Annotated in this window: 20 protein-coding genes; 19 read left to right on the forward strand and 1 reads right to left on the reverse strand. The window is 41.1% G+C overall.

Annotated features, from left to right (window positions below; all coding sequences use genetic code 11):
- Nucleotides 1–91: 91 nt before the first annotated feature.
- The 16 genes from D8844_RS05170 (at nt 92) to D8844_RS05245 (ending at nt 18,048) form a co-directional block, all read left to right on the forward strand.
- A complete protein-coding gene (locus tag D8844_RS05170) occupies nt 92–1,255 on the forward strand; it encodes a class I SAM-dependent rRNA methyltransferase (protein ID WP_185757667.1) in 1,164 nt (387 codons plus the stop codon).
- Nucleotides 1,252–1,929, forward strand: coding sequence for a type I 3-dehydroquinate dehydratase (gene aroD / locus D8844_RS05175; RefSeq protein ID WP_000767778.1), 678 nt, complete (start codon nt 1,252–1,254; stop codon nt 1,927–1,929). The genes D8844_RS05170 and aroD overlap by 4 nt, the downstream gene beginning before the upstream one ends.
- A complete protein-coding gene (locus D8844_RS05180; RefSeq protein ID WP_125422453.1) occupies nt 1,919–2,773 on the forward strand; it encodes a shikimate dehydrogenase in 855 nt (284 codons plus the stop codon). Before aroD ends, D8844_RS05180 begins: the two co-directional genes overlap by 11 nt.
- Before the next feature lie 18 nt (nt 2,774–2,791).
- The gene (gene aroB / locus D8844_RS05185) at nt 2,792–3,859 is read left to right on the forward strand and encodes a 3-dehydroquinate synthase (RefSeq protein ID WP_042768150.1); all 1,068 of its coding nucleotides are present in this window, start codon (nt 2,792–2,794) and stop codon (nt 3,857–3,859) included.
- A gap of 9 nt (nt 3,860–3,868) precedes the next feature.
- Nucleotides 3,869–5,035: a chorismate synthase gene (gene aroC, locus D8844_RS05190; RefSeq protein WP_042768151.1), complete on the forward strand. Its 1,167-nt coding sequence runs from the start codon at nt 3,869–3,871 to the stop codon at nt 5,033–5,035.
- A gap of 9 nt (nt 5,036–5,044) precedes the next feature.
- On the forward strand, nt 5,045–6,148 hold the full coding sequence (locus tag D8844_RS05195; protein ID WP_125422456.1) for a prephenate dehydrogenase: 1,104 nt from the start codon (nt 5,045–5,047) through the stop codon (nt 6,146–6,148).
- A gap of 10 nt (nt 6,149–6,158) precedes the next feature.
- Nucleotides 6,159–6,497 (forward strand): YlbF/YmcA family competence regulator, encoded by a 339-nt coding sequence (locus D8844_RS05200; RefSeq protein ID WP_042768154.1) that lies wholly within the window; start codon nt 6,159–6,161, stop codon nt 6,495–6,497.
- A gap of 89 nt (nt 6,498–6,586) precedes the next feature.
- Nucleotides 6,587–7,870 (forward strand): 3-phosphoshikimate 1-carboxyvinyltransferase, encoded by a 1,284-nt coding sequence (aroA, locus tag D8844_RS05205; protein WP_042768155.1) that lies wholly within the window; start codon nt 6,587–6,589, stop codon nt 7,868–7,870.
- Nucleotides 7,863–8,339 carry a shikimate kinase gene (locus D8844_RS05210; RefSeq protein WP_042768156.1) on the forward strand — a complete coding sequence of 159 codons (477 nt, stop codon included), beginning with the start codon at nt 7,863–7,865 and terminating at the stop codon, nt 8,337–8,339. Before aroA ends, D8844_RS05210 begins: the two co-directional genes overlap by 8 nt.
- The gene (gene pheA, locus D8844_RS05215) at nt 8,336–9,184 is read left to right on the forward strand and encodes a prephenate dehydratase (protein WP_125422459.1); all 849 of its coding nucleotides are present in this window, start codon (nt 8,336–8,338) and stop codon (nt 9,182–9,184) included. Before D8844_RS05210 ends, pheA begins: the two co-directional genes overlap by 4 nt.
- The gene (locus tag D8844_RS05220) at nt 9,181–10,476 is read left to right on the forward strand and encodes an LCP family protein (protein ID WP_125422462.1); all 1,296 of its coding nucleotides are present in this window, start codon (nt 9,181–9,183) and stop codon (nt 10,474–10,476) included. Before pheA ends, D8844_RS05220 begins: the two co-directional genes overlap by 4 nt.
- Nucleotides 10,477–10,623: 147 nt before the next feature.
- Nucleotides 10,624–11,460 (forward strand): LicD family protein, encoded by an 837-nt coding sequence (locus tag D8844_RS05225; protein WP_125422465.1) that lies wholly within the window; start codon nt 10,624–10,626, stop codon nt 11,458–11,460.
- Nucleotides 11,457–12,425: a glycosyltransferase family 2 protein gene (locus D8844_RS05230; RefSeq protein ID WP_000971794.1), complete on the forward strand. Its 969-nt coding sequence runs from the start codon at nt 11,457–11,459 to the stop codon at nt 12,423–12,425. The genes D8844_RS05225 and D8844_RS05230 overlap by 4 nt, the downstream gene beginning before the upstream one ends.
- 21 nt (nt 12,426–12,446) lie before the next feature.
- A complete protein-coding gene (locus D8844_RS05235) occupies nt 12,447–14,606 on the forward strand; it encodes an O-antigen ligase family protein (RefSeq protein WP_125422468.1) in 2,160 nt (719 codons plus the stop codon).
- Between the two features lie 57 nt (nt 14,607–14,663).
- Nucleotides 14,664–15,476: a LicD family protein gene (locus D8844_RS05240; protein ID WP_000004177.1), complete on the forward strand. Its 813-nt coding sequence runs from the start codon at nt 14,664–14,666 to the stop codon at nt 15,474–15,476.
- 43 nt (nt 15,477–15,519) lie between these two features.
- The gene (locus D8844_RS05245) at nt 15,520–18,048 is read left to right on the forward strand and encodes an MBL fold metallo-hydrolase (protein ID WP_125422471.1); all 2,529 of its coding nucleotides are present in this window, start codon (nt 15,520–15,522) and stop codon (nt 18,046–18,048) included.
- A gap of 45 nt (nt 18,049–18,093) precedes the next feature.
- On the opposite strand, the gene D8844_RS05250 is transcribed toward D8844_RS05245, so the two are convergent.
- Nucleotides 18,094–19,572 carry an oligosaccharide flippase family protein gene (locus D8844_RS05250; RefSeq protein WP_000789708.1) on the reverse strand — a complete coding sequence of 493 codons (1,479 nt, stop codon included), beginning with the start codon at nt 19,570–19,572 and terminating at the stop codon, nt 18,094–18,096.
- Nucleotides 19,573–19,694: 122 nt separating this feature from the next.
- On the opposite strand from D8844_RS05250, the gene mecA reads away from it, so the two are divergent.
- The 3 genes from mecA to thrB all read left to right on the forward strand — a co-directional run bounded on the left by mecA (nt 19,695) and on the right by thrB (nt 22,740).
- On the forward strand, nt 19,695–20,435 hold the full coding sequence (gene mecA, locus D8844_RS05255; RefSeq protein ID WP_044020570.1) for an adaptor protein MecA: 741 nt from the start codon (nt 19,695–19,697) through the stop codon (nt 20,433–20,435).
- Between the two features lie 147 nt (nt 20,436–20,582).
- Nucleotides 20,583–21,869, forward strand: a complete 1,287-nt coding sequence (locus tag D8844_RS05260; protein WP_125422474.1) for a homoserine dehydrogenase — start codon at nt 20,583–20,585, stop codon at nt 21,867–21,869.
- Nucleotide 21,870: 1 nt separating this feature from the next.
- The gene (gene thrB, locus D8844_RS05265; RefSeq protein WP_125422476.1) at nt 21,871–22,740 is read left to right on the forward strand and encodes a homoserine kinase; all 870 of its coding nucleotides are present in this window, start codon (nt 21,871–21,873) and stop codon (nt 22,738–22,740) included.
- Nucleotides 22,741–22,846 lie beyond the last annotated feature (106 nt).

Genomic DNA, 22,846 nt, shown 5'->3' on the forward strand with positions numbered 1-22,846 from the left:
TGAACAAAAATGACACTCAGTAAACTAAAGTACAAATGGTTAAACGGTTTCTTTTTTGAGAATTGTCACAAAATTTGCTATAATAGTAGCTATGAATAGAATTAGGGTCAGCAGACGTGTTGAAAAAAAGCTAACTAAGGGTCTAGTTCTTTTGGAAGCGAGTGATTTAACAGATATTGAACTGACGGATCAGGAAGTAGAAGTTCTTAGTCAAGACGGAAAGTTTTTAGGGAGCGCCTATCTTTCTCAGCAGAACAAGGGAATCGGTTGGTTCATCAGCAGGGAGAAGGTTGGTTTTAACCAAGACTTCTTTGAAGCTCTGTTTCGTAAGGCCAAGGAAGCTAGGAAGTCTTATTATCAAGATGACTTGACTACTGCCTTTCGCCTTTTTAACCAAGAGGGGGATGGTTTTGGTGGTATGACTGTTGATCTCTATGGAGATTATGCTGTCTTTTCTTGGTACAACTCCTTTGTTTACCAGATTCGTGAGCTGATCGTAAAGGCTTTTAAGGAAGTTTTTCCTGAGGTCTTGGGGGCTTATGAAAAGATTCGTTTTAAAGGTCTAGACTACGAGTCTGCCTATGTTTATGGTGAGGAAGCGTCAGATTATTTTACTGTTCTTGAGAATGGCGTGCTCTATCAGGTTTTTATGAATGATGGCTTGATGACAGGGATTTTCCTAGACCAGCATGAGGTTCGTGGGAGTCTGGTTGACGGCCTAGCTATGGGCAAATCTTTGCTCAATATGTTTTCCTATACGGCTGCCTTTTCAGTTGCTGCAGCTATGGGAGGTGCCAGTGAGACGACTTCTGTCGACTTGGCTAAACGGTCCAGAGAGCTGTCAGAAGCCCATTTTCATGCAAATGGACTCAGCACGGACAATCACCGTTTTATCGTCATGGATGTCTTTGAGTACTTCAAGTATGCTAAGCGAAAAGGCTTGACCTATGATGTGATTGTGCTTGATCCGCCGAGCTTTGCCCGCAATAAAAAACAAACATTCTCTGTAGCTAAGGACTATCACAAGTTGATTTCCCAAAGTCTAGAGATTTTAAATCCGGGAGGCATTATCATTGCCAGTACCAATGCTGCCAATGTTTCCCGTCAGAAATTTACAGAACAAATTGATAAAGGTTTTGCAGGAAGAAGGTATCAGGTCTTGAACCAATATGGTCTTCCAGCAGACTTTGCCTATAATAAAAAAGATGAAAGCAGTAATTACCTCAAGGTGATTAGTATGAAGGTTAGTAGATGAAATTAATCGTTTCAGTGATGCCACGAAGTTTAGAAGAAGCGCAAGAACTGGATGCTACTAGGTATGAAGATGCCGATATCATTGAGTGGCGTGCGGACTTTCTTACAAAGGACGCTATTTTACAGGTAGCACCCGCTATCTTTGAGAAATTTGCAGGACGCGAACTGGTCTTTACCCTTCGGACCCGCGCTGAGGGAGGAGAAATCGAACTTTCCTCAGAAGAGTATGTTCAAATCATTAAGGAAGTTACTCAGCTTTATCAGCCGGATTATGTAGATTTTGAGTATTTCAGCTACAAGGACGTTTTTGAGGAAATGTTGGATTTTCCAAATCTTGTTTTGAGTTACCATAATTTCCAGGAGACACCTGAAAACATGATGGAAATTTTGTCTGAGTTGACCAGTCTCTCTCCGAAAGTGGTCAAGGTATCAGTTATGGCCCATACGGAGCAGGATGTTTTAGACCTGATGAATTACACTCGAGGATTTAAAACACTCAACCCTGAGCAAGAGTACGTGACCATTTCCATGGGGAAAATGGGCAAGGTATCACGCATTACTTCAGATGTGACGGGTTCAAGTTGGTCATTTGCTAGTCTGGATGAAGCGAGTGCCCCAGGTCAGATTTCGCTATCAAACATGAAGAAAATCAGGGAGATTTTGGATGAAGCTTGATGGCTATACGCGTTTAGCTGCAGTTGTTGCCAATCCCATTAAACACTCTATTTCACCCTTTATTCACAATAGGGCCTTTGAGGCGACAGCTATTAATGGTGCCTATGTAGCTTGGGAGATTGAAGCGGGTGATTTGGCAGAAACAGTCGCCAATATTCGCCGTTACCAGATGTTTGGCATCAACCTGTCTATGCCTTACAAGGAGCAAGTGATTCCTTATCTGGATGAGTTGAGTGATGAGGCTCGTTTGATTGGGGCGGTCAACACAGTTGTTAATCAAGACGGAACGTTAATTGGATATAATACAGATGGCAAGGGATTTTTTAAGAGCTTGCCTTCTTTTACAATCTCAGATAAGAAAATGACCATTCTGGGAGCAGGTGGTGCGGCCAAATCAATCTTGGCCCAAGCCATTTTGGACGGGGCCAGTCAGATTTCAGTCTTTGTGCGTTCAGTTTCCATGGAAAAAACAAGACCTTACCTAGACAAGTTGCAGGAGCAAACAGGTTTTAAAGTGGACTTGTATGCTTTAGAAGATCTTTCTGAATTGCAAGCAAGGATTGCTGAGTCGGACTTATTAGTCAATGCTACCAGTGTGGGCATGGATGGCAAATCATCCCCAGTTCCTGAAAGCATAGTCTTACCAGAAACTCTCTTGGTGGCAGATATCATTTACCAACCCTTTGAGACGCCATTTTTGAAATGGGCTAGAAGCCAGGGCAATCCAGCTGTTAATGGTCTGGGAATGTTGCTCTATCAAGCTGCTGAAGCTTTTCAACTGTGGACAGGTAAAGAAATGCCGACAGACGAGATTTGGCAGTCCTTAACAGAAAAATATAAATAGTGAAAAGGAGACCCTACTATGAAAATCAGAATCGATATTCCGCATCATCCTTATGATATTCAGATTGAAAAAGGTTGTCTGGCTCAGGCTGGTCAATGGTTGCGAGAACTCTGGCAACCGCAAAAAGTGGTTATCGTGACTGATAACCATGTAGCCTCTCTCTATGCAGAGAGGGTCAAACTCAGCCTAGAAGATGCTGGTTTTCAGGTAGCCGTTTTTGACTTTTTAGAAGGCGAAGAACGAAAAAATTTAACCACTGTTCAGAAGGTCTATGAATTTCTAGTCAAGCAAGGTTTAACTCGTAGCGATGGGATTGTGGCTCTTGGTGGAGGTGTTGTTGGGGATCTGGCTGGTTTTGTAGCCTCTACCTATATGCGGGGCATTCACTTTGTTCAGATTCCGACTAGTTTGACTGCCCAGGTTGATTCTTCTATCGGTGGAAAGACAGGTGTCAATACTCCTTTTGCTAAAAATATGGTGGGTACCTTTGCTCAACCAGATGGGGTTCTGATTGATCCGCTTGTCCTTGAAACGCTTGGAAAAAGAGAGTTGATTGAAGGAATGGGTGAGGTTATCAAGTACGGCTTGATTGAGGATCCAGAACTGTGGGCTCTCTTAACGGACCTGGATGGTTCTGTTGAGAGTATACTGGAACATGCGGAGACTTTGATTGAACATTCTTGTCAGGTGAAGCGCAAGATGGTGGTCGAGGATGAGTTGGATAACGGTGTTCGGCTTTACCTCAACTTTGGACACACTATTGGCCACGCCCTTGAAGCAACAGCTGGTTACGGCAAGGTCATGCATGGTGAGGCTGTGGCTATGGGCATGGTTCAGATTTCCAAGGTTGCTGAGGGAAAAGGCCTCATGCCAGAAGGAATAACCCAGTCCATTAGAGAGATGTGCCAGAAATTTGGCTTGCCTGTTGACTATGAAAACTGGGATGTTGACAAGCTTTATCAGGCTCTTACTCATGACAAGAAAGCGCGTGGCAACACCTTGAAATTGGTCTTGGTACCAGAGCTTGGTTCAGCGAGCATTCACCCAGTTTCTCTGGAAGAGATGAAAGACTACTTGGTAAAATAAGGAGAACGTATGAGATATTTAACTGCAGGAGAATCACACGGCCCCCGTCTGACGACAATTATCGAGGGAATTCCAGCGGGCCTTCCTTTAACAGTAGAGGACATCAACGAGGATCTGAAACGTCGTCAGGGTGGCTACGGTCGTGGTGGCCGTATGAAAATTGAGAGTGATCAGGTTGTCTTTACATCGGGCGTTCGCCACGGGAAAACAACAGGGGCTCCGATTACCATGGATGTCATTAATAAGGACCATCAGAAATGGCTAGATATCATGTCTGCTGAGGACATTGAAGACCACCTTAAAAGCAAGCGGAAAATCACTCATCCTCGCCCAGGACATGCCGATTTGGTAGGGGGGATCAAGTACCGTTTTGATGATTTGCGAAATTCTTTGGAACGTTCATCAGCTCGTGAAACAACCATGCGAGTAGCCGTTGGGGCAGTAGCCAAACGTCTCTTAGCTGAGCTAGATATGGAGATTGCCAACCATGTCGTGGTCTTTGGTGGCAAGGAAATCGATGTACCTGAAAATCTGACAGTGGCTGAGATTAAGGAACGAGCTGCCCAGTCTGAAGTTTCTATTGTCAACCAAGAGCGGGAACAGGAAATCAAGGACTATATTGACCAAATCAAACGTGACGGTGATACCATCGGTGGGGTTGTAGAGACAGTCGTCGGAGGCGTTCCAGTTGGCCTTGGCTCCTATGTCCAATGGGACAGAAAATTGGATGCGCGATTGGCCCAAGCAGTTGTTTCTATCAATGCCTTTAAAGGGGTGGAATTTGGTCTTGGATTTGAAGCTGGTTACCGCAAAGGCAGCCAAGTTATGGATGAAATTCTCTGGTCTAAAGAAGACGGCTATACTCGTCGTACCAATAATCTAGGTGGTTTTGAAGGTGGTATGACCAATGGGCAACCAATTGTTGTTCGTGGAGTTATGAAACCCATTCCCACTCTTTACAAACCACTTATGAGTGTGGATATCGAAACCCACGAACCTTACAAGGCAACCGTGGAGAGAAGTGATCCGACCGCCCTTCCAGCTGCAGGTGTGGTCATGGAAGCCGTTGTTGCCACCGTTTTGGCGCAGGAAATTCTTGAAAAATTCTCATCAGATAATCTTGAAGAATTAAAAGAGGCAGTTGCCAAGCACCGAGACTATACAAAGAACTATTAAGGAGTCCTTATGGCAAAAACCATCTATATCGCAGGTCTAGGTTTGATTGGTGCTTCGATGGCGCTCGGTATCAAGCGTGATCATCCTGATTATGAAATTCTAGGTTATAATCGCAGTCAGGCTTCGAGAGGCATTGCCTTGGAGCGGGGGATGATTGACCGTGCGACGGATGATTTTGCCAGTTTCGCTCCCCTAGCAGATGTCATCATCCTGACCTTGCCAATCAAACAGACCATTGCTTTTATTAAGGAGCTGGCAGATTTAGACTTGAAAGAAGGTGTCATTATCTCGNATGCCGGCTCAACCAAGTCAGCCATTGTGGAAGCAACGGAGCAGTATTTAGCTGGCAAGCCTGTTCGCTTTATCGGGGCTCATCCCATGGCTGGTAGCCACAAGACAGGGGCAGCTTCTGCGGATGTTAATCTCTTTGAAAATGCCTATTATATATTCACACCTTCGAGTCTGACAAGTCCTGGCACGCTTGAGGAAATGAAGGATCTGTTTTCAGGCCTTCATGCTCGTTTTATTGAGATTGATGCCAAGGAGCATGATCGGGTGACTTCTCAGATTAGCCATTTTCCTCATATTCTGGCTTCCAGCCTTATGGAGCAGACGGCAGTTTATGCTCAAGAACATGAGATGGCAAGGCGCTTTGCGGCGGGTGGTTTTCGAGATATGACTCGGATTGCGGAAAGCGAGCCAGGTATGTGGACTTCTATTCTCTTGTCCAATCGCGAGACCATCCTAGATCGAATTGCGGATTTCAAGGAACGTTTGGAAGCGATTGGTCAGTCCATCAGCAAGGGAGATGAAGAACAAATCTGGAACTTTTTCAACCAAGCGCGTGAGCAACGTCAGGCCATGGAAATCCATAAGCGTGGTGGTGTGGATAGTTCTTATGACCTCTATGTCGATGTTCCCGATGAAGAAGATGTTATCTTGCGAATTTTGGAATTGCTAAGAGGAACTTCCTTGGTCAACATTCACATCAACGAAGAAAACCGTGAAGATGTTCACGGGATTCTACAAATTTCATTTAAAAATGCTCAAGATTTAGAACGAGCTGAGCGCTTCATTTCAGAAAATACGGACTACACAGTCGTCATCAAATAAGGAGAAAATCATGTCAAACATTTACGATAGTGCAAATGAACTTAGCCGCGGGTTACGCGAATTACCAGAATACAAGACTGTTAAAGCAGCCAAAGATGCCATCCAAGCTGATACGGAAGCCAGCAAGATTTTTGCAGATTACCTTGCCTTCCAGCAAGAAATCCAAGTCATGGCTCAAACTGGACAAATGCCAGATGCTTCTTTCCAAGAAAAGATGGAGTCTTTCAGCAAGCAAATCCAAGAAAACGCTCTTTTGTCAGATTTCTTTGCTAAACAGCAACAATTGTCTATTTACCTTTCAGACATTGAAAAAATTGTCTTTGAACCTGTTTCAGAATTATTGAAATAGTATTTTATCTGTATAAAAGCCAGAAATTTCAGGAATTTCTGGCTTTTTTGTGATAAAATAAGAAAAGTATTGCAAGTATGAGGTCAACTATGAAACTAAAAACAAACATTCGCCACTTACATGGCAGTATCCGGGTTCCAGGTGACAAGTCTATCAGCCACCGTTCGATTATTTTTGGAAGTTTGGCTGAGGGCGAGACTAAGGTTTATGATATTCTGCGTGGTGAGGATGTACTTTCAACCATGCAGGTTTTTCGTGACCTTGGTGTTGAAATTGAGGATACAGACGGTGTGATTACCATTCAAGGTGTGGGCATGGATGGCTTAAAAGCTCCGCAAAACGCCTTGGATATGGGGAATTCTGGAACCTCGATTCGTCTGATTTCAGGTGTCCTTGCTGGTGCAGACTTCGAAGTAGAGATGTTTGGAGACGACAGTCTATCCAAACGTCCTATGGACCGTGTGACCCTTCCCTTGAAAAAAATGGGAGTCAGCATTTCAGGGCAAACCGAGCGAGACCTGCCTCCTCTGCACTTGAAAGGCACTAAAAACCTAACACCAATTCACTATGAGTTGCCAATCGCCTCTGCCCAAGTCAAGTCAGCCTTGATGTTTGCAGCCTTGCAGGCTCAAGGGGAGTCAGTTATTCTCGAGAAAGAGTGTACTCGTAACCACACCGAAGATATGCTACAGCAATTTGGTGGCCATTTAAGTGTGGATGGAAAGAAAATCACAGTCCAAGGACCGCAAAAATTGTCTGGACAAAAGGTTATCGTTCCAGGAGATATTTCCAGTGCAGCCTTTTGGTTAGTTGCAGGTTTGATTGTGCCAGATTCTCGTGTAGTGCTGCAGAATGTGGGCATCAATGAAACGCGCACAGGGATTCTTGATGTCATTCGCGCCATGGGTGGAAAACTAGAAATAACTGAAATCGATCCAGTCGCTAAATCCGCAACTCTGACGGTTGAAACTTCAAATCTGAAAGGGACAGAAATTAGTGGAGCCTTGATTCCACGTTTGATTGATGAATTACCAATTATCGCCCTGCTTGCTACCCAAGCAGAAGGAGTGACGGTTATCAAGGATGCAGAGGAACTTAAAGTCAAAGAAACAGACCGCATTCAAGTTGTGGCTGACGCCTTGAATAGCATGGGCGCGGAAATAACACCTACAGCAGATGGAATGATTATCAAAGGGAAATCATCCCTTCATGGTGCTAGAGTCAATACCTTTGGTGACCATCGAATTGGAATGATGACAGCTATTGCAGCTCTCTTGGTTGCTGATGGAGAAGTGGAACTTGACCGTGCTGAAGCCATCAATACCAGCTATCCTAGCTTCTTTGATGATTTGGAGACCTTGATTCATGGCTAAGGTATTACTCGGATTTATGGGGGCGGGCAAATCTACAATCGCTAGAGGATTGGACCCAGACTACATCGATATGGATGCTTTGATCAAGGAACGTTTGGGCATGTCCATTGCGGATTTTTTCGCTGAAAAGGGAGAAGAGGCCTTTCGTCAAGTAGAGTCAGAAGTGCTAGCTGACTTACTAAAAACGGATCACGTTGTGTCAACTGGCGGAGGAGTTGTCATTTCTCAGAGAAATCGTGACTTGCTAAAGATTAATCCTGATAATATTTATCTAAAAGCCGATTTTGAAACCCTCTACCAACGTATCGCAGCTGATAAGGACAATCAGCGCCCGCTTTTTCTAAATAATAGCAAGGAAGAACTAGCCAGAATTTTCCAAGAAAGACAGACATGGTATGAGGAAGTAGCCAGTCGGCTTCTAGATGTGACCAAGTTAAGCCCAGAGGAAATTATAGAGGAACTGAGATGAAAATTGCCTATCTAGGTCCCAAGGGATCATTTTCACACCACGTTGTGCAGGCTGCTTTTCCTAATGAGGAATTGCAGGCTTTTGCCAATATTACAGATGTTATCAAGGCCTATGAACAAGGCTTGGTGGATTATTCTGTGGTGCCAGTTGAAAACTCTATCGAAGGCAGTGTGCGTGAAAGCTTGGACTATCTTTTTCATCAGGCGGACATTCAGGCTGTTGCAGAAATAGTACAACCCATTCATCAGCAACTAATGGCAGTTCCTGGTCATACTAAGATTGAAAAGATTTTTTCTCATCCTCAGGCTTTGGCCCAAGGGAAAAAGTTTATCGATGAGCATTATCCAGAAGCCCAGCTTGAAGTGACGGCAAGCACAGCCTATGCAGCCCGCTTTATCTCGGAACATCCAGACCAGCCTTATGCAGCCATTGCACCAAGAAGTTCTGCCGAAGAATATGGCTTGGAATTGATAGCAGAAGATATCCAAGAAATGGAAGCCAATTTCACTCGTTTTTGGGTTTTAGGGTCTGAGATTCCCACTATCCATATGAAATCACAAACTGAAAAAATGAGTTTGGCCTTAACCTTACCGGACAACCTTCCCGGTGCCCTCTACAAGGCTCTTTCAACCTTCGCTTGGCGAGGTATTGACTTAACCAAGATAGAAAGTCGTCCCCTCAAAACGGCACTAGGTGAGTACTTTTTCATTATAGATGTGGATTATAGTGCCAAAGAGCTGGTTCATTTTGCCAGACAAGAACTAGAAACAATTGGGATCCAGTACAAGATACTGGGGACCTACCCTATTTTCACTATTAGGGATTTAGGAAAGGAGTGCCTATGAGCAATGAAAACCCTTTAAGTCATCATGAGCAGTTACGTTATGACTATCTCTTTAAGAATTTTCACTACCTCAATGATCGGGAGCGAAAGGAGTTTGATTACCTGCAGCAAAAGATGACAGGACCCAAGCAAGAAGTTCACCCTTCCTACCAAGAAGAAAAAGAAGAATCTTGGGGTAGAGACATTAATCTTCCGACTTATGGAAATAGAAGTCGGGCTAAGAAACGTGAAAAGGTAGCTCCTCTTCCTAAAGTCAAAAAGAAAAAAAGAAGATTTCGCTTTAAACGAATACTGACTTGGTTCTTGCTATTGATTACATGTGTGGCTGCAGGGATGATTTTCATGTTTCTTCGAGGATTCCAGTCGGCAGCCAATCCAAGCAATAAGCCAGCTGATGCCAAGGCAGCCCAAGTAGAAGTTTTTAACGGTCAGGATACCAAAGATGGTGTGAATATCCTAATCATGGGGACAGATGGCCGTATTGGTCAAAATAGTGCAGAAACCCGTACCGACACGATCATGGTACTGAATGTCAGTGGATCGGATAAGAAGATTAAGCTCGTCAGCTTTATGCGTGACAACTTGGTTTATATCGACGGGTATAGTAAGATTGTAAATGGCCAGAAACAAACAGATAACAAACTTAATGTTGCCTATGAACTTGGAGAACAAGAAGGGCAAAAAGGGGCAGAAATGGTCCGCAAGGTTCTAAAAGATAATTTTGACTTGGATATCAAGTACTACGCCTTAGTTGACTTTCAGGCTTTTGCAACAGCTATTGACACCCTTTTCCCTGAAGGAGTGACTATCGATGCTCAATTTTCAACTCTGAATGGTCAACCTCTGACAGAAGCCACAGTCGGAGACGACCTTCATGCAACAGAAACAGAGTCGCCAACTCAAACCATCAAAGTTGGAAAACAGCAGATGAATGGTTCTACCTTGCTCAACTATGCTCGCTTCCGTGATGATGATGAAGGAGACTACGGACGCACAAAACGTCAGCAACAAGTGATGTCAGCCGTTCTTGAACAGGTCAAAGATCCAACCAAACTCTTTACAGGATCTGAGGCACTTGGAAAAGTCTTTGCGATGACTTCGACCAATTTACCGTATAGCTTCTTGTTGACCAATGGTTTATCTGTCATAGAAGGCGCTCAGAATGGTATCGAAAGATTAACTGTTCCCGAACTTGGTGACTGGGTAGATGACTACGATGTTTATGGAGGGCAGGCTCTCCTTGTCGATCAAAATAAATACAAGACTAAACTCGCCCAAATGGGAATGAGATAGAAAACTCTTATAAAGAAAATCAAAGTTTAAATCACTAGCAAAAAAGTGGTTTAGGCTTTGATTTTTCTTACTCTCTGATGGATTTTTAAGGCTTTTTTATGGTATAATAAAACGATATAACTCGTTATTGGACAGAAGAGGAGAAACATGAGTGATTTGAAAGCGATTCAGGCTCGTAGTCTGGAAATGGCTGAATATTTCGTCGCATTTTGTAAAGAACATGACTTGTTGTGCTATCTCTGTGGTGGAGGGGCTATTGGTGCCCTTCGTAACAAGGGCTTCATTCCTTGGGATGATGACCTAGACTTTTTCATGCCTCGCAAGGACTATGAAAAATTAGTTGAACTATGGCCTCGTTATGCAGATGAACGTTATTTTTTGTCAAAGAGTCACAAGGATTTTGTAGATCGTAACCTTTTTATTACCATTCGTGATAAGGAAACAACTTGTATCAAGCCTTATCAAAAGGATTTGGATTTACCACACGGTTTAGCTTTGGATGTGTTACCTTTAGATTATTATCCTAAAAATCCAGCTGAACGTAAGAAACAAGTCCGTTGGGCCTTGATCTATTCACTCTTTTGTGCCCAAACTATCCCAGAAAAGCATGGTGCCGTCATGAAATGGGGAAGTCGCATCTTACTCGGCCTGACTCCAAAATCTCTACGTTATCGCATTTGGAAAAAAGCTGAAAAAGAAATGACCAAGTATAGTCTGGCTGAGAGCGATGGCATTACGGAATTATGCTCAGGTCCTGGTTACATGAGAAACAAGTACCCAATCGCATCCTTTGAAGACAATCTTTTCTTGCCATTTGAAGGAACCGAGATGCCCATCCCAGTCGGCTATGATGCCTATCTCAGCACTGCTTTTGGGGATTATATGACACCGCCGCCAGCGGACAAGCAAGTACCGCATCATGATGCCATTATAGCAGACATGGACAAGAGCTACACAGAGTACAAGGGAGAATACGGAGCATGATGGGAGAAAAAATAAGCGTTATCGTTCCAGTCTACAATGTAGAGGCTTATCTGGAGCGATGTGTGGAGTCGATTCTTCAACAGACTTATGCCCATTTTGAGTTAATCCTAATCAATGATGGTTCTACTGATTCCAGTGGACAGATCTGTGATCACTTAGCGTCTCAGTATGAGAATATCAAGGTTTATCATATCGAAAATGCTGGTGTTTCAAATGCTAGAAATATGGGAATTCAGCTAGCAACGGGTTCTTGGGTTACCTTTATTGATAGCGATGATTTCGTTACCCAGGATTACCTAGCTACTTTAGCAAGTGCAGCTGAAGGGTTGAATGTAGGCTTTGTAATTGCTCCTCTGCACCATATCAAAAACGGCATTGTAACAGACCTACCTTCACATTCAGAAAAAACAGAACTCTGGTCAACAGAAGAAACCATGAAGGAACTACTGATGACTACCAGAACATCATTTTTTCCAGTCGCAAAACTGTTTAAGAGAGACCTGCTTGCCGATGAAAAGTTTAATACCAATTATCACCTAGCTGAAGATGCCTTGTTTTTAACTGAATTGCTACTAAAGACAAGATGCAGTTGCGTATTTATTGACAAACCTGTTTATTATTATGATCATCGTGAGGGAAGTGCAACAACATCTGTTAATCGACATGTATTTGACACAATAGAAGTTTATAAGCAAATAATTGCTCAAGTTTCACAAGCCTTCCCTAATTTAAAATACGAATTAATAAACAGAGAATGTTGGTCGTACATCACAGTTTACGATAAAATTATCTTTACTTCACGTGAAGAGTATCAAAAGGAGAAAGCCGAGCTGAGGACTTGGATTGTTCAGCACCGACGCGAAATATGGAAAGATGCTTATTTCACCACTTTTCGCAAGGTAGCGATCCTTTCACTTGTCATTTCTCCATGGCTATATAAGAAAATTGTTGGATTAAAAAACTAATATCATGAGAAGGAGTTGAAAATGAATTTTTCAAAAATGGATGAATACTTTGAAAAATCAAAACTATGGATTGCGTATCTATTTGTTTTCATTTCGATTTTAAGTATGAGTTCACTGGTTTATAAGATAGCAAATCCCCTCTACAAGGGATTATCAGCAATTGTAGTGCTTTATATTTGCTATACCTTATTGTTTAAGTGGAAAGAAATCACAGCAGATCGTAAATTTCTATCCTTATTTGGACTATTAGCTGGAAGTCATCTGCTATCAGCTATTTTCAATCGCTCTGGACATCTGATTGGAAATGTGATTGAAATTCTCTTCATGGTAACCTATGTTTTATTATTTACCATGTTACAATCAGGGCAACTTAAAAAATTATTTGACTGGATTGCCTATACGGTTCAAATTGTATCTTTTTCTTCAGCAATTTTTGCGTTTGGTTTATTGGTAAGTAGAGTCCTTATCCTATTTAAGATTGGCGAACAATCTTATTACTATGGTGTCATGAATGGACGTCTGTGGGGGATTGTCAATCCAAATGCTAGTGCGATATTTTCATACATTAGCATTATTTTGGCTATGTATTTGATCCATAAAGGAAGTAAATATTCTGTTTATCTTAAACTGAACAATGTGATTCAATTCGTTTACTTCGCAACGATGCAAAGTCGAGGAGCCTTACTTTCTTTACTTCTCATGATTGGACTCTATAGTTTCTTTGCTACTAGAGGAAGTATCGTTAAACGATTCCTCACTTTTATAGTTGCTGGTTTGCTGATTACTGCAACTAATATTGGATTAAGCTATGTAACTTCAATCTATATCTCATCTGAAACTGCGACTGTCTTAGATTTAAACAAAGGACAATCCTATGCTGAGACAGATTCATCTGTTACTAAGAAGAACGGTGAGCTCCATCTGATCGAAACAACACCAAGTGGTAGAACCTATATCTGGAAAAATGCCATCAAGATGGGAAGTGCCAAACCAATTTTTGGTTATGGTGTACGAAACGTTCCAGATTACTACACAGAATATTTCAGTAAATTTGAGATTCAAAACTCCCTTATTGGTGGGAATTTCCATAACATTTTTGTGACCATATTTGTCAGTTCGGGAGTTCTAGGTTTGGTATCCTTCCTTCTTGTACTGGCTTATGTCATCAAGCGCTTTTTAACGTATTTGATTGTTTCCAAGAAAAACACTGATAAATTGATCATGATCCTTTTCTTCGGTATCTTGTTTGGTCAATTATTTGAAAGTCAGATTATGTATTCAACCAACTTTATTAATATCATCTTCTGGCTAGCGATTGGCTATGGACTCGTAGTCTGCAAACGGGATGAAGGAGTTCGGTACCAAGAAGTAACAGATGTCAATGAAATTCAACAGATGGAACTTGGAATCATGGAGTATATTCATAAAGTTTGTCAGAAAATTGGTGTCAAGTATTTCTTAGCATATGGAAGTCTAATTGGTGCTGTACGCCATCAAGGATTTATCCCTTGGGATGATGACATGGATATCTGCATGTTACGAGAAGATTATGAAAAGTTGCAAGACTACCTTATCGCTAACCCTGATGAACGTTACGAGGTCATGTCTTATAAAAATAATCTCAACTATGTCTATCCCTTCATGAAAGTGCAGGATAACCATACTTACTTGCTAGAAGAAGATGTTCGCATCGATTCGAATATGGGAATCTATGTAGATATTTTCCCTGTAGATGGCTACGAGGATGACGTACAATTTAAAAACAAGATGACGAAACTGATAAAGAAACGTCAATTGAGTTGCTACACCTTTAAAGGCATTACCAATACAAAAAGTGTACTGAATTCACTGCTACGTTATGTGTCAGTTATTATTTTCTATTTCACCAATACGAACAAATACGTTGCCCAGATTGAAGAGCTTGCAAAATCCCGTAAAGTCTCAGATTATGAGCAAGTGGATTATCTTATCTACAAGGATATGAACAAACCAGTGTGGAGACGTGAATGGCTGGAACAAGTTACTACTGGAACATTTGAAGGTAAGGAATTTACCATTCCGAAAAATTATCATGAAATTTTGACCTCAGACTACGGAGACTATATGCAATTGCCACCGGTTGAACAAAGAGTATCTCATCATGATTTTAAATTATGGAAGATTGTTAAAAGGTCTAAATGACGGGATTGGGATTAAGAAACGTTTAAAAATATAGTCAAATTTAGGAGAATAGAACCTATGTCTGAAAGAACTTTAACTCTTGAAGAAATAAAGCAAGTAGAATTGGATATTTTAAAGTATCTACATGATCTTTGTGAACAACATCAAATCAAATACTTTATTGATTTTGGAACCTTACTAGGGGCTGTACGCCATAAAGGATTTATCCCTTGGGATGATGATACAGATATTTCCTTGGCGCGTGATGAATTTGAAAAACTGTATAAGGTTTTACAAAATGAAAATCATCCCTACTACAAATTGATTTCATTCAGAGAAACAAAGGGATATCCATACAGTTATATGAGAGTCTATGATGTAAGGACTCGTCGAGATGCTAACCTCGTAGACCCAACGGTCGTATTGGGAACTTGCGTTGACATTTTTCCATATGATGGTGTCGTAACACAGGAAAGTGACCGTAAGAAAATGAAGCTCTACAAATATTTCATTCGCCTTTCTTCTTTGAATTTTAAAGGGATCAAGTCTGAGAATGGTGGACTTAAAAACCTCCCTCGTTATATGGGATCAGCTATTTTCCGCTTAACTTCCCCACAGCTATGGAATCAAAAATTAGAGAGCCTTGCTTTGAAGTATAGTGTAGATCAAGCAACAGATCTAACTTGTACTATCTATGACCCTTATTATCCAAATGGTATAAAAAAAGAATGGCTCTATGATTTGATTGATATGCCTTATGAAAACATCGTGGTCAAGGTTCCGAGAAAATACCATGAAATACTTGTCTACGAATTTGGAGAAAACTATATGACTCCACCGCCTATTGAGCAACAAGTCCCAGGAGGGGATAAAAACTACTGGATTGATTAGATTAGTAAAAGTTGCTTATTGTTAAGATAAAGGAGTTTTCAAGGTGAAAAATAAATGGTTATTAAAATCAGTCAGCTATAGTGTTCTCGCAGTCTTTCTATTACTGATTCAGTTATCGCAAGGAGTAAATGCAGATACCATTTCAGCAGGTTCGGGCAATCGTATCCATTTCATAAATACTAAAGCAAAATCTGGGAGTGACGCCATCCTTCTGGAAAGCAATGGTCACTATGCTTTGATTGATATGGGTGAAGACTATGATTTTCCTGATGGGAGTGACCCGCGCTATCCAAGCCGCTGGGGAATTTCCATGAGAAATTATCAAGTATTGGAGGATCGATTGATTCGCCACTTGGATCAAATAGGTGTAAAAAAATTAGATTTTATTATAGGAACTCATGTTCATAGTGACCATATTGGTGGAGCAGACGAAATACTCAATCGATATCAAGTCGGTAAGTTTTATTTGAAAAAATATTCAGATGATCGGATTACAGCAAACTGGGGACTATGGGATAATCTTTTTAATTATGATAATGCTTTGAGAGCAGCTCAAAAACGGGGAGTTACTCTTATCCAGAATATTTCAGATGAGGATAGCCATCTAAAATTAGGTGATATGGATATCCAACTCTACAACTATAAGAATGAATATGATGCTGACGGGAATCTGAAAAAAGTTCGAGATGATAACTCCAACTCCATTGTTTCAGTAGTGACTGTGGCAGGAAAGAGAATCTATCTTGGTGGAGATTTGGATAATGCCGAAGGGGCAGAAGATAAGTTAGGTCCAGTTATCGGCAAGGTTGATATGATGAAATGGAACCATCATTATGATGCGACAATTTCAAATACGATTAATTTCCTTGAAAACTTATCACCAAAAATGATTATTCAGACAACTGGTGGAGATATTAATGTTGCTTCAACCAGAGAATACCTTCAGAAGAAAAATATTCAGGTTCTTCATGCTGCGAGCCAAACTCAAGACGCTACCGTTTTTGATATTAGCGATAAAGGATTTGCTAATGTTTCAAATACCTTCCCTGATATCCCTGTAGTTGACGAAAAATGGTATCAAGAAGATGGCTATTGGAAATATCGTTTGACTGACGGAGAAATGGCTATCGGCTGGAGAGAGATTGGCGGAGCCACTTATTTCTTTAATGGAAAAGGACAAATGCAAGCAGGTCGCTGGCTTCACCTTAACGACGACTGGGGAGAAAATGCCAAAGGGAATGATTACTATCTGAACCAAAATGGTAAAATGCAAACTGGTGGTTGGTTCAAACTAGATGACTCTTGGTATTATATCCAATCAAATGGTGCTAGACGATTTAGCGAGCTCTCTGAAATCGGAGGGAAAAAGTATCTCTTTGCAGCAGATGGGAAGATGCTAACAGGACATCAAGTCTATAATGGCAAGAAGATGTTCTTTAGCGAAAGTGGTGCACTCCAAACAGCAGGTAAGCCTTCAACTTGGCAAAAGATTGATTCAAATTGGTATTTCTATGATGAGGATGGGCTAAAGACCATCGGTAAAAAGAATATCAATGGAAGCACATACTACTTTAATCAAGAAGGTATCATGCAAACTGGCTGGGCCTTTGTTGATGGTCACTGGAACTATTTTGCAAGTTCTGGAGCTATGAAAACCGGCTGGGTCAAGGATCAGGAAACATGGTATTATCTGGATAAAGATGGCATCATGTTAACTGGTAGACAAGATATAAATGGTGTTCGTTACTATTTGAATGCTAGTGGTGCCATGCAGACTGGCTGGAAGTGGCAAGAAAATAGCTGGTACTTCTATACGAACTCAGGAGCTATGAAAACTGGTTGGTTGAAAGATAAAGAATCATGGTATTATTTGGATCCAGAAACAGGTATCATGGCTGTAGGATCTAAAGAGATTGACGGTAAGAACTACTTCTTCAGCTCTGCAGGTACTATGCAAGTTGGATGGCAGAGGTCAAATGATTCTTGGCATTATTACGCTACGTCTGGCGCACTCCAAACTGGTTGGTTGAAAGATGGTGATGTCTGGTATTATCTTGAAGGTAAAGAAGGCATTATGTTAGTCGGCCTCCATCAAGTAGATGGTAAGCAATATTACTTTAGCAAATCTGGAGCCATGCAAACTGGCTGGAAATGGTTTGATAATCATTACCGTTACTTTGAATCAAATGGAGCCATGCAAACTGGTTGGATAAAAGACAAAGGCGTCTGGTATTATCTAAATCCTGAAGATGGAATCATGTTGGTTGGCCTTCATAAAGTAAATGGTGAACATTATTACTTTGATGAATCAGGAGCTATGCAAACAGGTTGGAAACAGCTTGATGGTAATTGGTACTATTTCCAAGCTGATGGTTCTTTGTTGAAGAACGCAACAACACCTGATGGTTACAAAGTAAACGAAGAAGGTATCTGGAAACAGGCTGTTGCTGCTGTAGATAGCGAGGCAGTCAAGCCAGAACAGAAACAAGAAGCTGATTCCTCTATTGTTGAACAACCTAAACAAGATTCAAATCTAGAAGCCAACGCTTCTGAAAAGAAAGAAAAAGAATAAAGAAGAAATCCCCTACTGGCAACTAATTTATCAGTAGGGGATTTTTTAATTTCGTTTTAATTTAGCAAGTACAAGGTTCAGTGCATAGTGGAGTGTTTTGTCTTTGGTGATAAAGAGGGTCAAGAGGTAATAGATACCACAAGTTGCTACGGTAGACAGAACCATGAGAATCATATTGAAGTTTACTGTGTAAGAATTGATTTGGAAAATCATTTTGAAAATATAGAAGATTGGGATAAAACCAAGGGATATAATGCTATAACGTGTTAAGGTTATAAAAATTTCTTTTAAACTAATCAGTTGATGTTTCTTGATAAAATGAATTTCAAGTAAAACGACGATAGTTTCTGCGATAATGGTCGTAGCGATGTAATACTCAGGTGCAAAAATATTATTGAAATACAAGATGCTATTTAATAGTATATTGGCACCACCACCAAGGAAGTAGAAGGCTGTTAAGCGATTTTCATGGTCATTGATAAAGATAATCTGTTTACCAAGAATCAACTCAATAGCCCAAATGATGGTACGAAAAGCGAAGACGCTAGTTACGATACCCGCTTCAAGATATTTTTCAGAAGAATAAATAACAGTTGCGTACCGTCCCAATATCATAATCCCGATACTAGTTGGAACCATAAGGAAATAGAATAAGGATGCCGCTTGATTCACGAGATAATTATAGGACTTGTAATCCTTTTTACCGAGATAGTAGCCAAGGCGTGGAATACTGACGTTGATAGCTCCACTCAAGACACTGGCAATCAACATGACGATACTATAGGCAATTGTATAATAAGAAATGTAGTTTTCATCTGGTCCCTTGGTGATAAACATTCTATCTAGCAAGGTATAAAGCATATTAGCATTTGCTAAGAGAAGCATAGTGAAGAGTGGTTTAGAAGCTTTAGCTAATTCGACGAAACCAATCTTAACAAAAGAAACTTCTCTCTTAATCCAAAGAAAACTGAGCAGGTAGTTGAGGATAGTGGTCGCTGTCATAACGATAGCATAAGGAACAATATCATCTGCCGTTTTAACAAAGGCGAAGATAGCGACCAGCATGGTAATTCGAATAATTAACGTTTTGTAGAGGATGAAGGCATAATTTTCATAAGCCTCGTTCATCCATTCGATATTGAGAAATTGGAAGAGTGCTTGGGCCCCTAGGATGTAGTAGAGGACTTTCAGATTCTCAATGCTGGTGTCAAAGAAGATAATGAGGAAGTAGATACCTGTCGTCAGGAGAGAGGTAAAAACCGAGATATAAAACAACTTAGAAAAGACGTAGTTAATTTTATTCTTGTCATCCTTGACCTTACTAATAGCTCGAATCCCGTAGTTGTATATTCCAAAGGCAGCTAGTGGAATAACAAAACTTGCCCAGGTATTGGCTGTATTGAAATAACCGTAATTGGATTTGCTGAGAATCCGCGTCAGATAAGGATTGGTTATCAGTGGAAAAACGATATTGAGAATATTGACCAGCAAGCTGGCCAAGGCATTTACTTTTATATTTTTCATTGAACTTTCTTTCTTAAATCTAAAATCATATCTAGTATTATATCACATTCTCGCTTCATTCTTTTGATAAAATCGTAAAAATCTAGTATAATAGATAGACTGAAAGTATGAGGTTACTAGATATGAAGATGAAACAAATTAGTGATACAACACTGAAAATCACGATGACTTTAGATGATTTGATGGACCGAGGAATGGAGATTGCAGACTTTCTCGTTCCTCAGGAAAAAACTGAAGAGTTTTTCTATGCTATTTTAGATGAGTTAGAGATGCCAGACAATTTCTTGGATAGTGGCATGCTGAGTTTCCGCGTGACGCCAAAACCTGATAAGGTCGACGTCTTTGTGACCAAGTCCAAGATTGACCAAAATCTGGATTTTGAAGATTTGGCGGATCTACCAGATATGGAAGAATTAGCCCAAATGTCGCCAGATGAATTTCTCAAAACCTTGGAAAAGAGTATTGCAGATAAAACCAAGGACGATATTGAGGCCATCCAATCTCTAGAGCAGGTCGAAGCAAAGGAAGAAGAGCAAGAGCAGGCAGACAAGGAGACTGAGAGTAAGAAAGAACCTTATATCTACTATATCCTGCGCTTTGCAAGCCTTGCTGACTTAGTTGCTTTTGCAAAGACGGTTAACTACCAGATGGAAACCTCTGAACTCTATAAGATGAATGGACACTATTATTTGACAATCTTAGTTGATGTGGAAAATCATCCAAGTCCATATCCAGCCTGGCTCTTGGCTCGTATGCGTGAGTTTGCAGACGACAGTGACATCAGTCGCTCAGTCTTGCAAGAGTATGGGCAAATCTTGATCAATCACGATGCAGTTCTTAATCTGCAAAAGATTCGTTCATAATTTTTAAAATCAATTTTAATTTATCAGGAAAGACGAATCTTGGGATTCGTTTTTTCTTTTCTAGACCGAAATAGTGATTTACTATAATAGGAATTTTCATAAAATTCTGTTATAATGGCTATATCAGAAAATTTCTAGGAGACAAACATGACAGTTAAAATTGCTTTACTTGGATTTGGTACCGTTGCAAGTGGTGTGCCATTCCTCCTAAAGGAAAATGGAGAAAAAATCGTTCAGTCAGCTCATTCAGAGATTGAAGTGGCCAAGGTATTGGTCAAGGATGAAGATGAAAAGAACCGCTTGCTTGCAGCAGGAAATGACTTTAACTTTGTAACCAATGTAGACGATATTTTGTCAGACAAGGACATTACTATCGTAGTGGAATTGATGGGGCGTATCGAACCAGCTAAGACCTTTATCACTCGTGCCTTAGAAGCTGGGAAACACGTTGTTACTGCTAACAAGGACCTTTTGGCTGTCCATGGTACAGAATTGTTAGAAATCGCTAAAGAGCATAATGTAGCACTTTACTACGAAGCGGCAGTAGCTGGTGGGATTCCAATTCTTCGTACTTTGGCAAATTCGTTGGCTTCTGACAAAATCACACGAGTTCTTGGTGTCGTTAATGGAACTTCCAACTTCATGATGACCAAGATGGTGGAAGAAGGCTGGTCTTATGATGATGCTCTGGCCGAAGCTCAAAGACTTGGATTTGCAGAAAGTGACCCTACAAATGACGTTGATGGGATTGATGCAGCCTACAAGATGGTGATTTTGAGCCAGTTTGCTTTTGGTATGAAGGTTGCCTTTGACGATGTAGCCCACAAGGGAATCCGTAACATCACACCAGAAGACGTAGCTGTAGCTCAAGACTTGGGCTATGTAGTGAAATTGGTTGGTTCTATCGAGGAAACTCCTTCAGGTATTGCTGCAGAAGTGACTCCAACCTTCCTACCTAAAGCACATCCACTTGCCAGTGTGAATGGGGTAATGAACGCAGTCTTTGTAGAATCTATCGGTATTGGTGAATCTATGTATTACGGACCAGGTGCGGGTCAAAAACCAACTGCAACAAGTGTTGTAGCGGACATTGTCCGTATCGTTCGTCGCTTGAATGATGGTACTATTGGTAAAGACTTCAACGAATATAGCCGTGAACTTGTCTTGGCTAATCCAGAAGATGTTAAAGCAAACTACTACTTCTCAATCTTGGCTCCAGACTCAAAAGGTCAGGTCTTGAAGTTGGCTGAAATCTTTAATGATCAAGATATTTCCTTCAAGCAAATCCTCCAAGATGGCAAGGAGGGTGACAAGGCACGTGTTGTGATTATCACACACAAGATTAATAAAGCTCAGCTTGAAAATGTCTCAGCTGAATTGAATAAGGTTTCAGAATTCGACCTCTTGAATAACTTCAAGGTGCTAGGAGAATAAGATGAAGATTATTGTACCTGCAACCAGTGCCAATATCGGGCCAGGTTTTGACTCGGTCGGTGTAGCTGTAACCAAGTATCTTCAAATCGAGGTCTGCGAAGAACGAGAAGAGTGGTTGATTGAACACCAGATTGGCAAATGGATTCCCCATGACGAGCGTAATCTTTTGCTTAAGATTGCCTTGCAAATTGCGCCTGACTTGCAACCGAGACGCTTGAAAATGACCAGTGATGTTCCCTTGGCGCGTGGTTTGGGTTCTTCTAGCTCGGTTATCGTTGCTGGGATTGAACTGGCTAACCAACTGGGCAATCTCAACTTATCTAACCACGACAAATTGCAGCTGGCTACCAAGATTGAAGGGCATCCTGACAATGTAGCTCCAGCAATTTACGGTAATCTCGTTATTGCCAGTTCCGTTGAAGGTCACGTTTCAGCAATTGTGGCTGACTTCCCAGAGTGTGATTTTCTAGCTTATATTCCCAACTATGAATTGCGCACTCGAGACAGTCGAGGTGTCCTTCCTAAGAAATTGTCTTACAAGGAAGCTGTTGCAGCTAGTTCAATTGCCAATGTGGCCGTTGCAGCCTTGTTAGCAGGAGATATGGTGACAGCTGGTCAAGCAATCGAGGGGGACCTCTTCCATGAGCGCTATCGTCAAAGTCTGGTCCGTGAATTTGCGACGATTAAGCAAGTAGCCAAAGAGAATGGTGCCTATGCGACCTACCTTTCTGGTGCCGGACCAACAGTGATGGTCTTGGCCTCTCATGACAAGATGCCGGCTATTAAGGCAGAATTGCAAAAGCAACCTTTCAAAGGCAAACTGCATGACTTGAAAGTTGATACGCAAGGTGTCCGTGTCGAAGCAAAATAAAGAATAGAAGATAGGATGGGGAAACTCTCGACCAGAGGGCTTCCTGTCCTTTTTTTGAAAAGAAGTTTATACTCAATGAAAAATCAAAGAGCAAACTAGGAAGCTA

It is taken from the genome of Streptococcus oralis (genome assembly GCF_003942875.1).
GTDB lineage: Bacteria > Bacillota > Bacilli > Lactobacillales > Streptococcaceae > Streptococcus > Streptococcus oralis_BX.

Coding starts and splice junctions, on each gene's coding strand:
- D8844_RS05200 (WP_042768154.1), top strand. CDS start 6,159: ATGTCAAACATTTACGATAGTGCAAATGAACTTAGCCGCGGGTTACGC.
- aroC (WP_042768151.1), top strand. CDS start 3,869: ATGAGATATTTAACTGCAGGAGAATCACACGGCCCCCGTCTGACGACA.
- D8844_RS05240 (WP_000004177.1), top strand. CDS start 14,664: ATGTCTGAAAGAACTTTAACTCTTGAAGAAATAAAGCAAGTAGAATTG.
- D8844_RS05220 (WP_125422462.1), top strand. CDS start 9,181: ATGAGCAATGAAAACCCTTTAAGTCATCATGAGCAGTTACGTTATGAC.
- D8844_RS05210 (WP_042768156.1), top strand. CDS start 7,863: ATGGCTAAGGTATTACTCGGATTTATGGGGGCGGGCAAATCTACAATC.
- pheA (WP_125422459.1), top strand. CDS start 8,336: ATGAAAATTGCCTATCTAGGTCCCAAGGGATCATTTTCACACCACGTT.
- D8844_RS05180 (WP_125422453.1), top strand. CDS start 1,919: ATGAAGCTTGATGGCTATACGCGTTTAGCTGCAGTTGTTGCCAATCCC.
- mecA (WP_044020570.1), top strand. CDS start 19,695: ATGAAGATGAAACAAATTAGTGATACAACACTGAAAATCACGATGACT.
- D8844_RS05235 (WP_125422468.1), top strand. CDS start 12,447: ATGAATTTTTCAAAAATGGATGAATACTTTGAAAAATCAAAACTATGG.
- aroD (WP_000767778.1), top strand. CDS start 1,252: ATGAAATTAATCGTTTCAGTGATGCCACGAAGTTTAGAAGAAGCGCAA.
- aroB (WP_042768150.1), top strand. CDS start 2,792: ATGAAAATCAGAATCGATATTCCGCATCATCCTTATGATATTCAGATT.
- D8844_RS05225 (WP_125422465.1), top strand. CDS start 10,624: ATGAGTGATTTGAAAGCGATTCAGGCTCGTAGTCTGGAAATGGCTGAA.
- D8844_RS05250 (WP_000789708.1), bottom strand. CDS start 19,572: ATGAAAAATATAAAAGTAAATGCCTTGGCCAGCTTGCTGGTCAATATT.
- D8844_RS05260 (WP_125422474.1), top strand. CDS start 20,583: ATGACAGTTAAAATTGCTTTACTTGGATTTGGTACCGTTGCAAGTGGT.
- D8844_RS05170 (WP_185757667.1), top strand. CDS start 92: ATGAATAGAATTAGGGTCAGCAGACGTGTTGAAAAAAAGCTAACTAAG.
- thrB (WP_125422476.1), top strand. CDS start 21,871: ATGAAGATTATTGTACCTGCAACCAGTGCCAATATCGGGCCAGGTTTT.
- aroA (WP_042768155.1), top strand. CDS start 6,587: ATGAAACTAAAAACAAACATTCGCCACTTACATGGCAGTATCCGGGTT.
- D8844_RS05230 (WP_000971794.1), top strand. CDS start 11,457: ATGATGGGAGAAAAAATAAGCGTTATCGTTCCAGTCTACAATGTAGAG.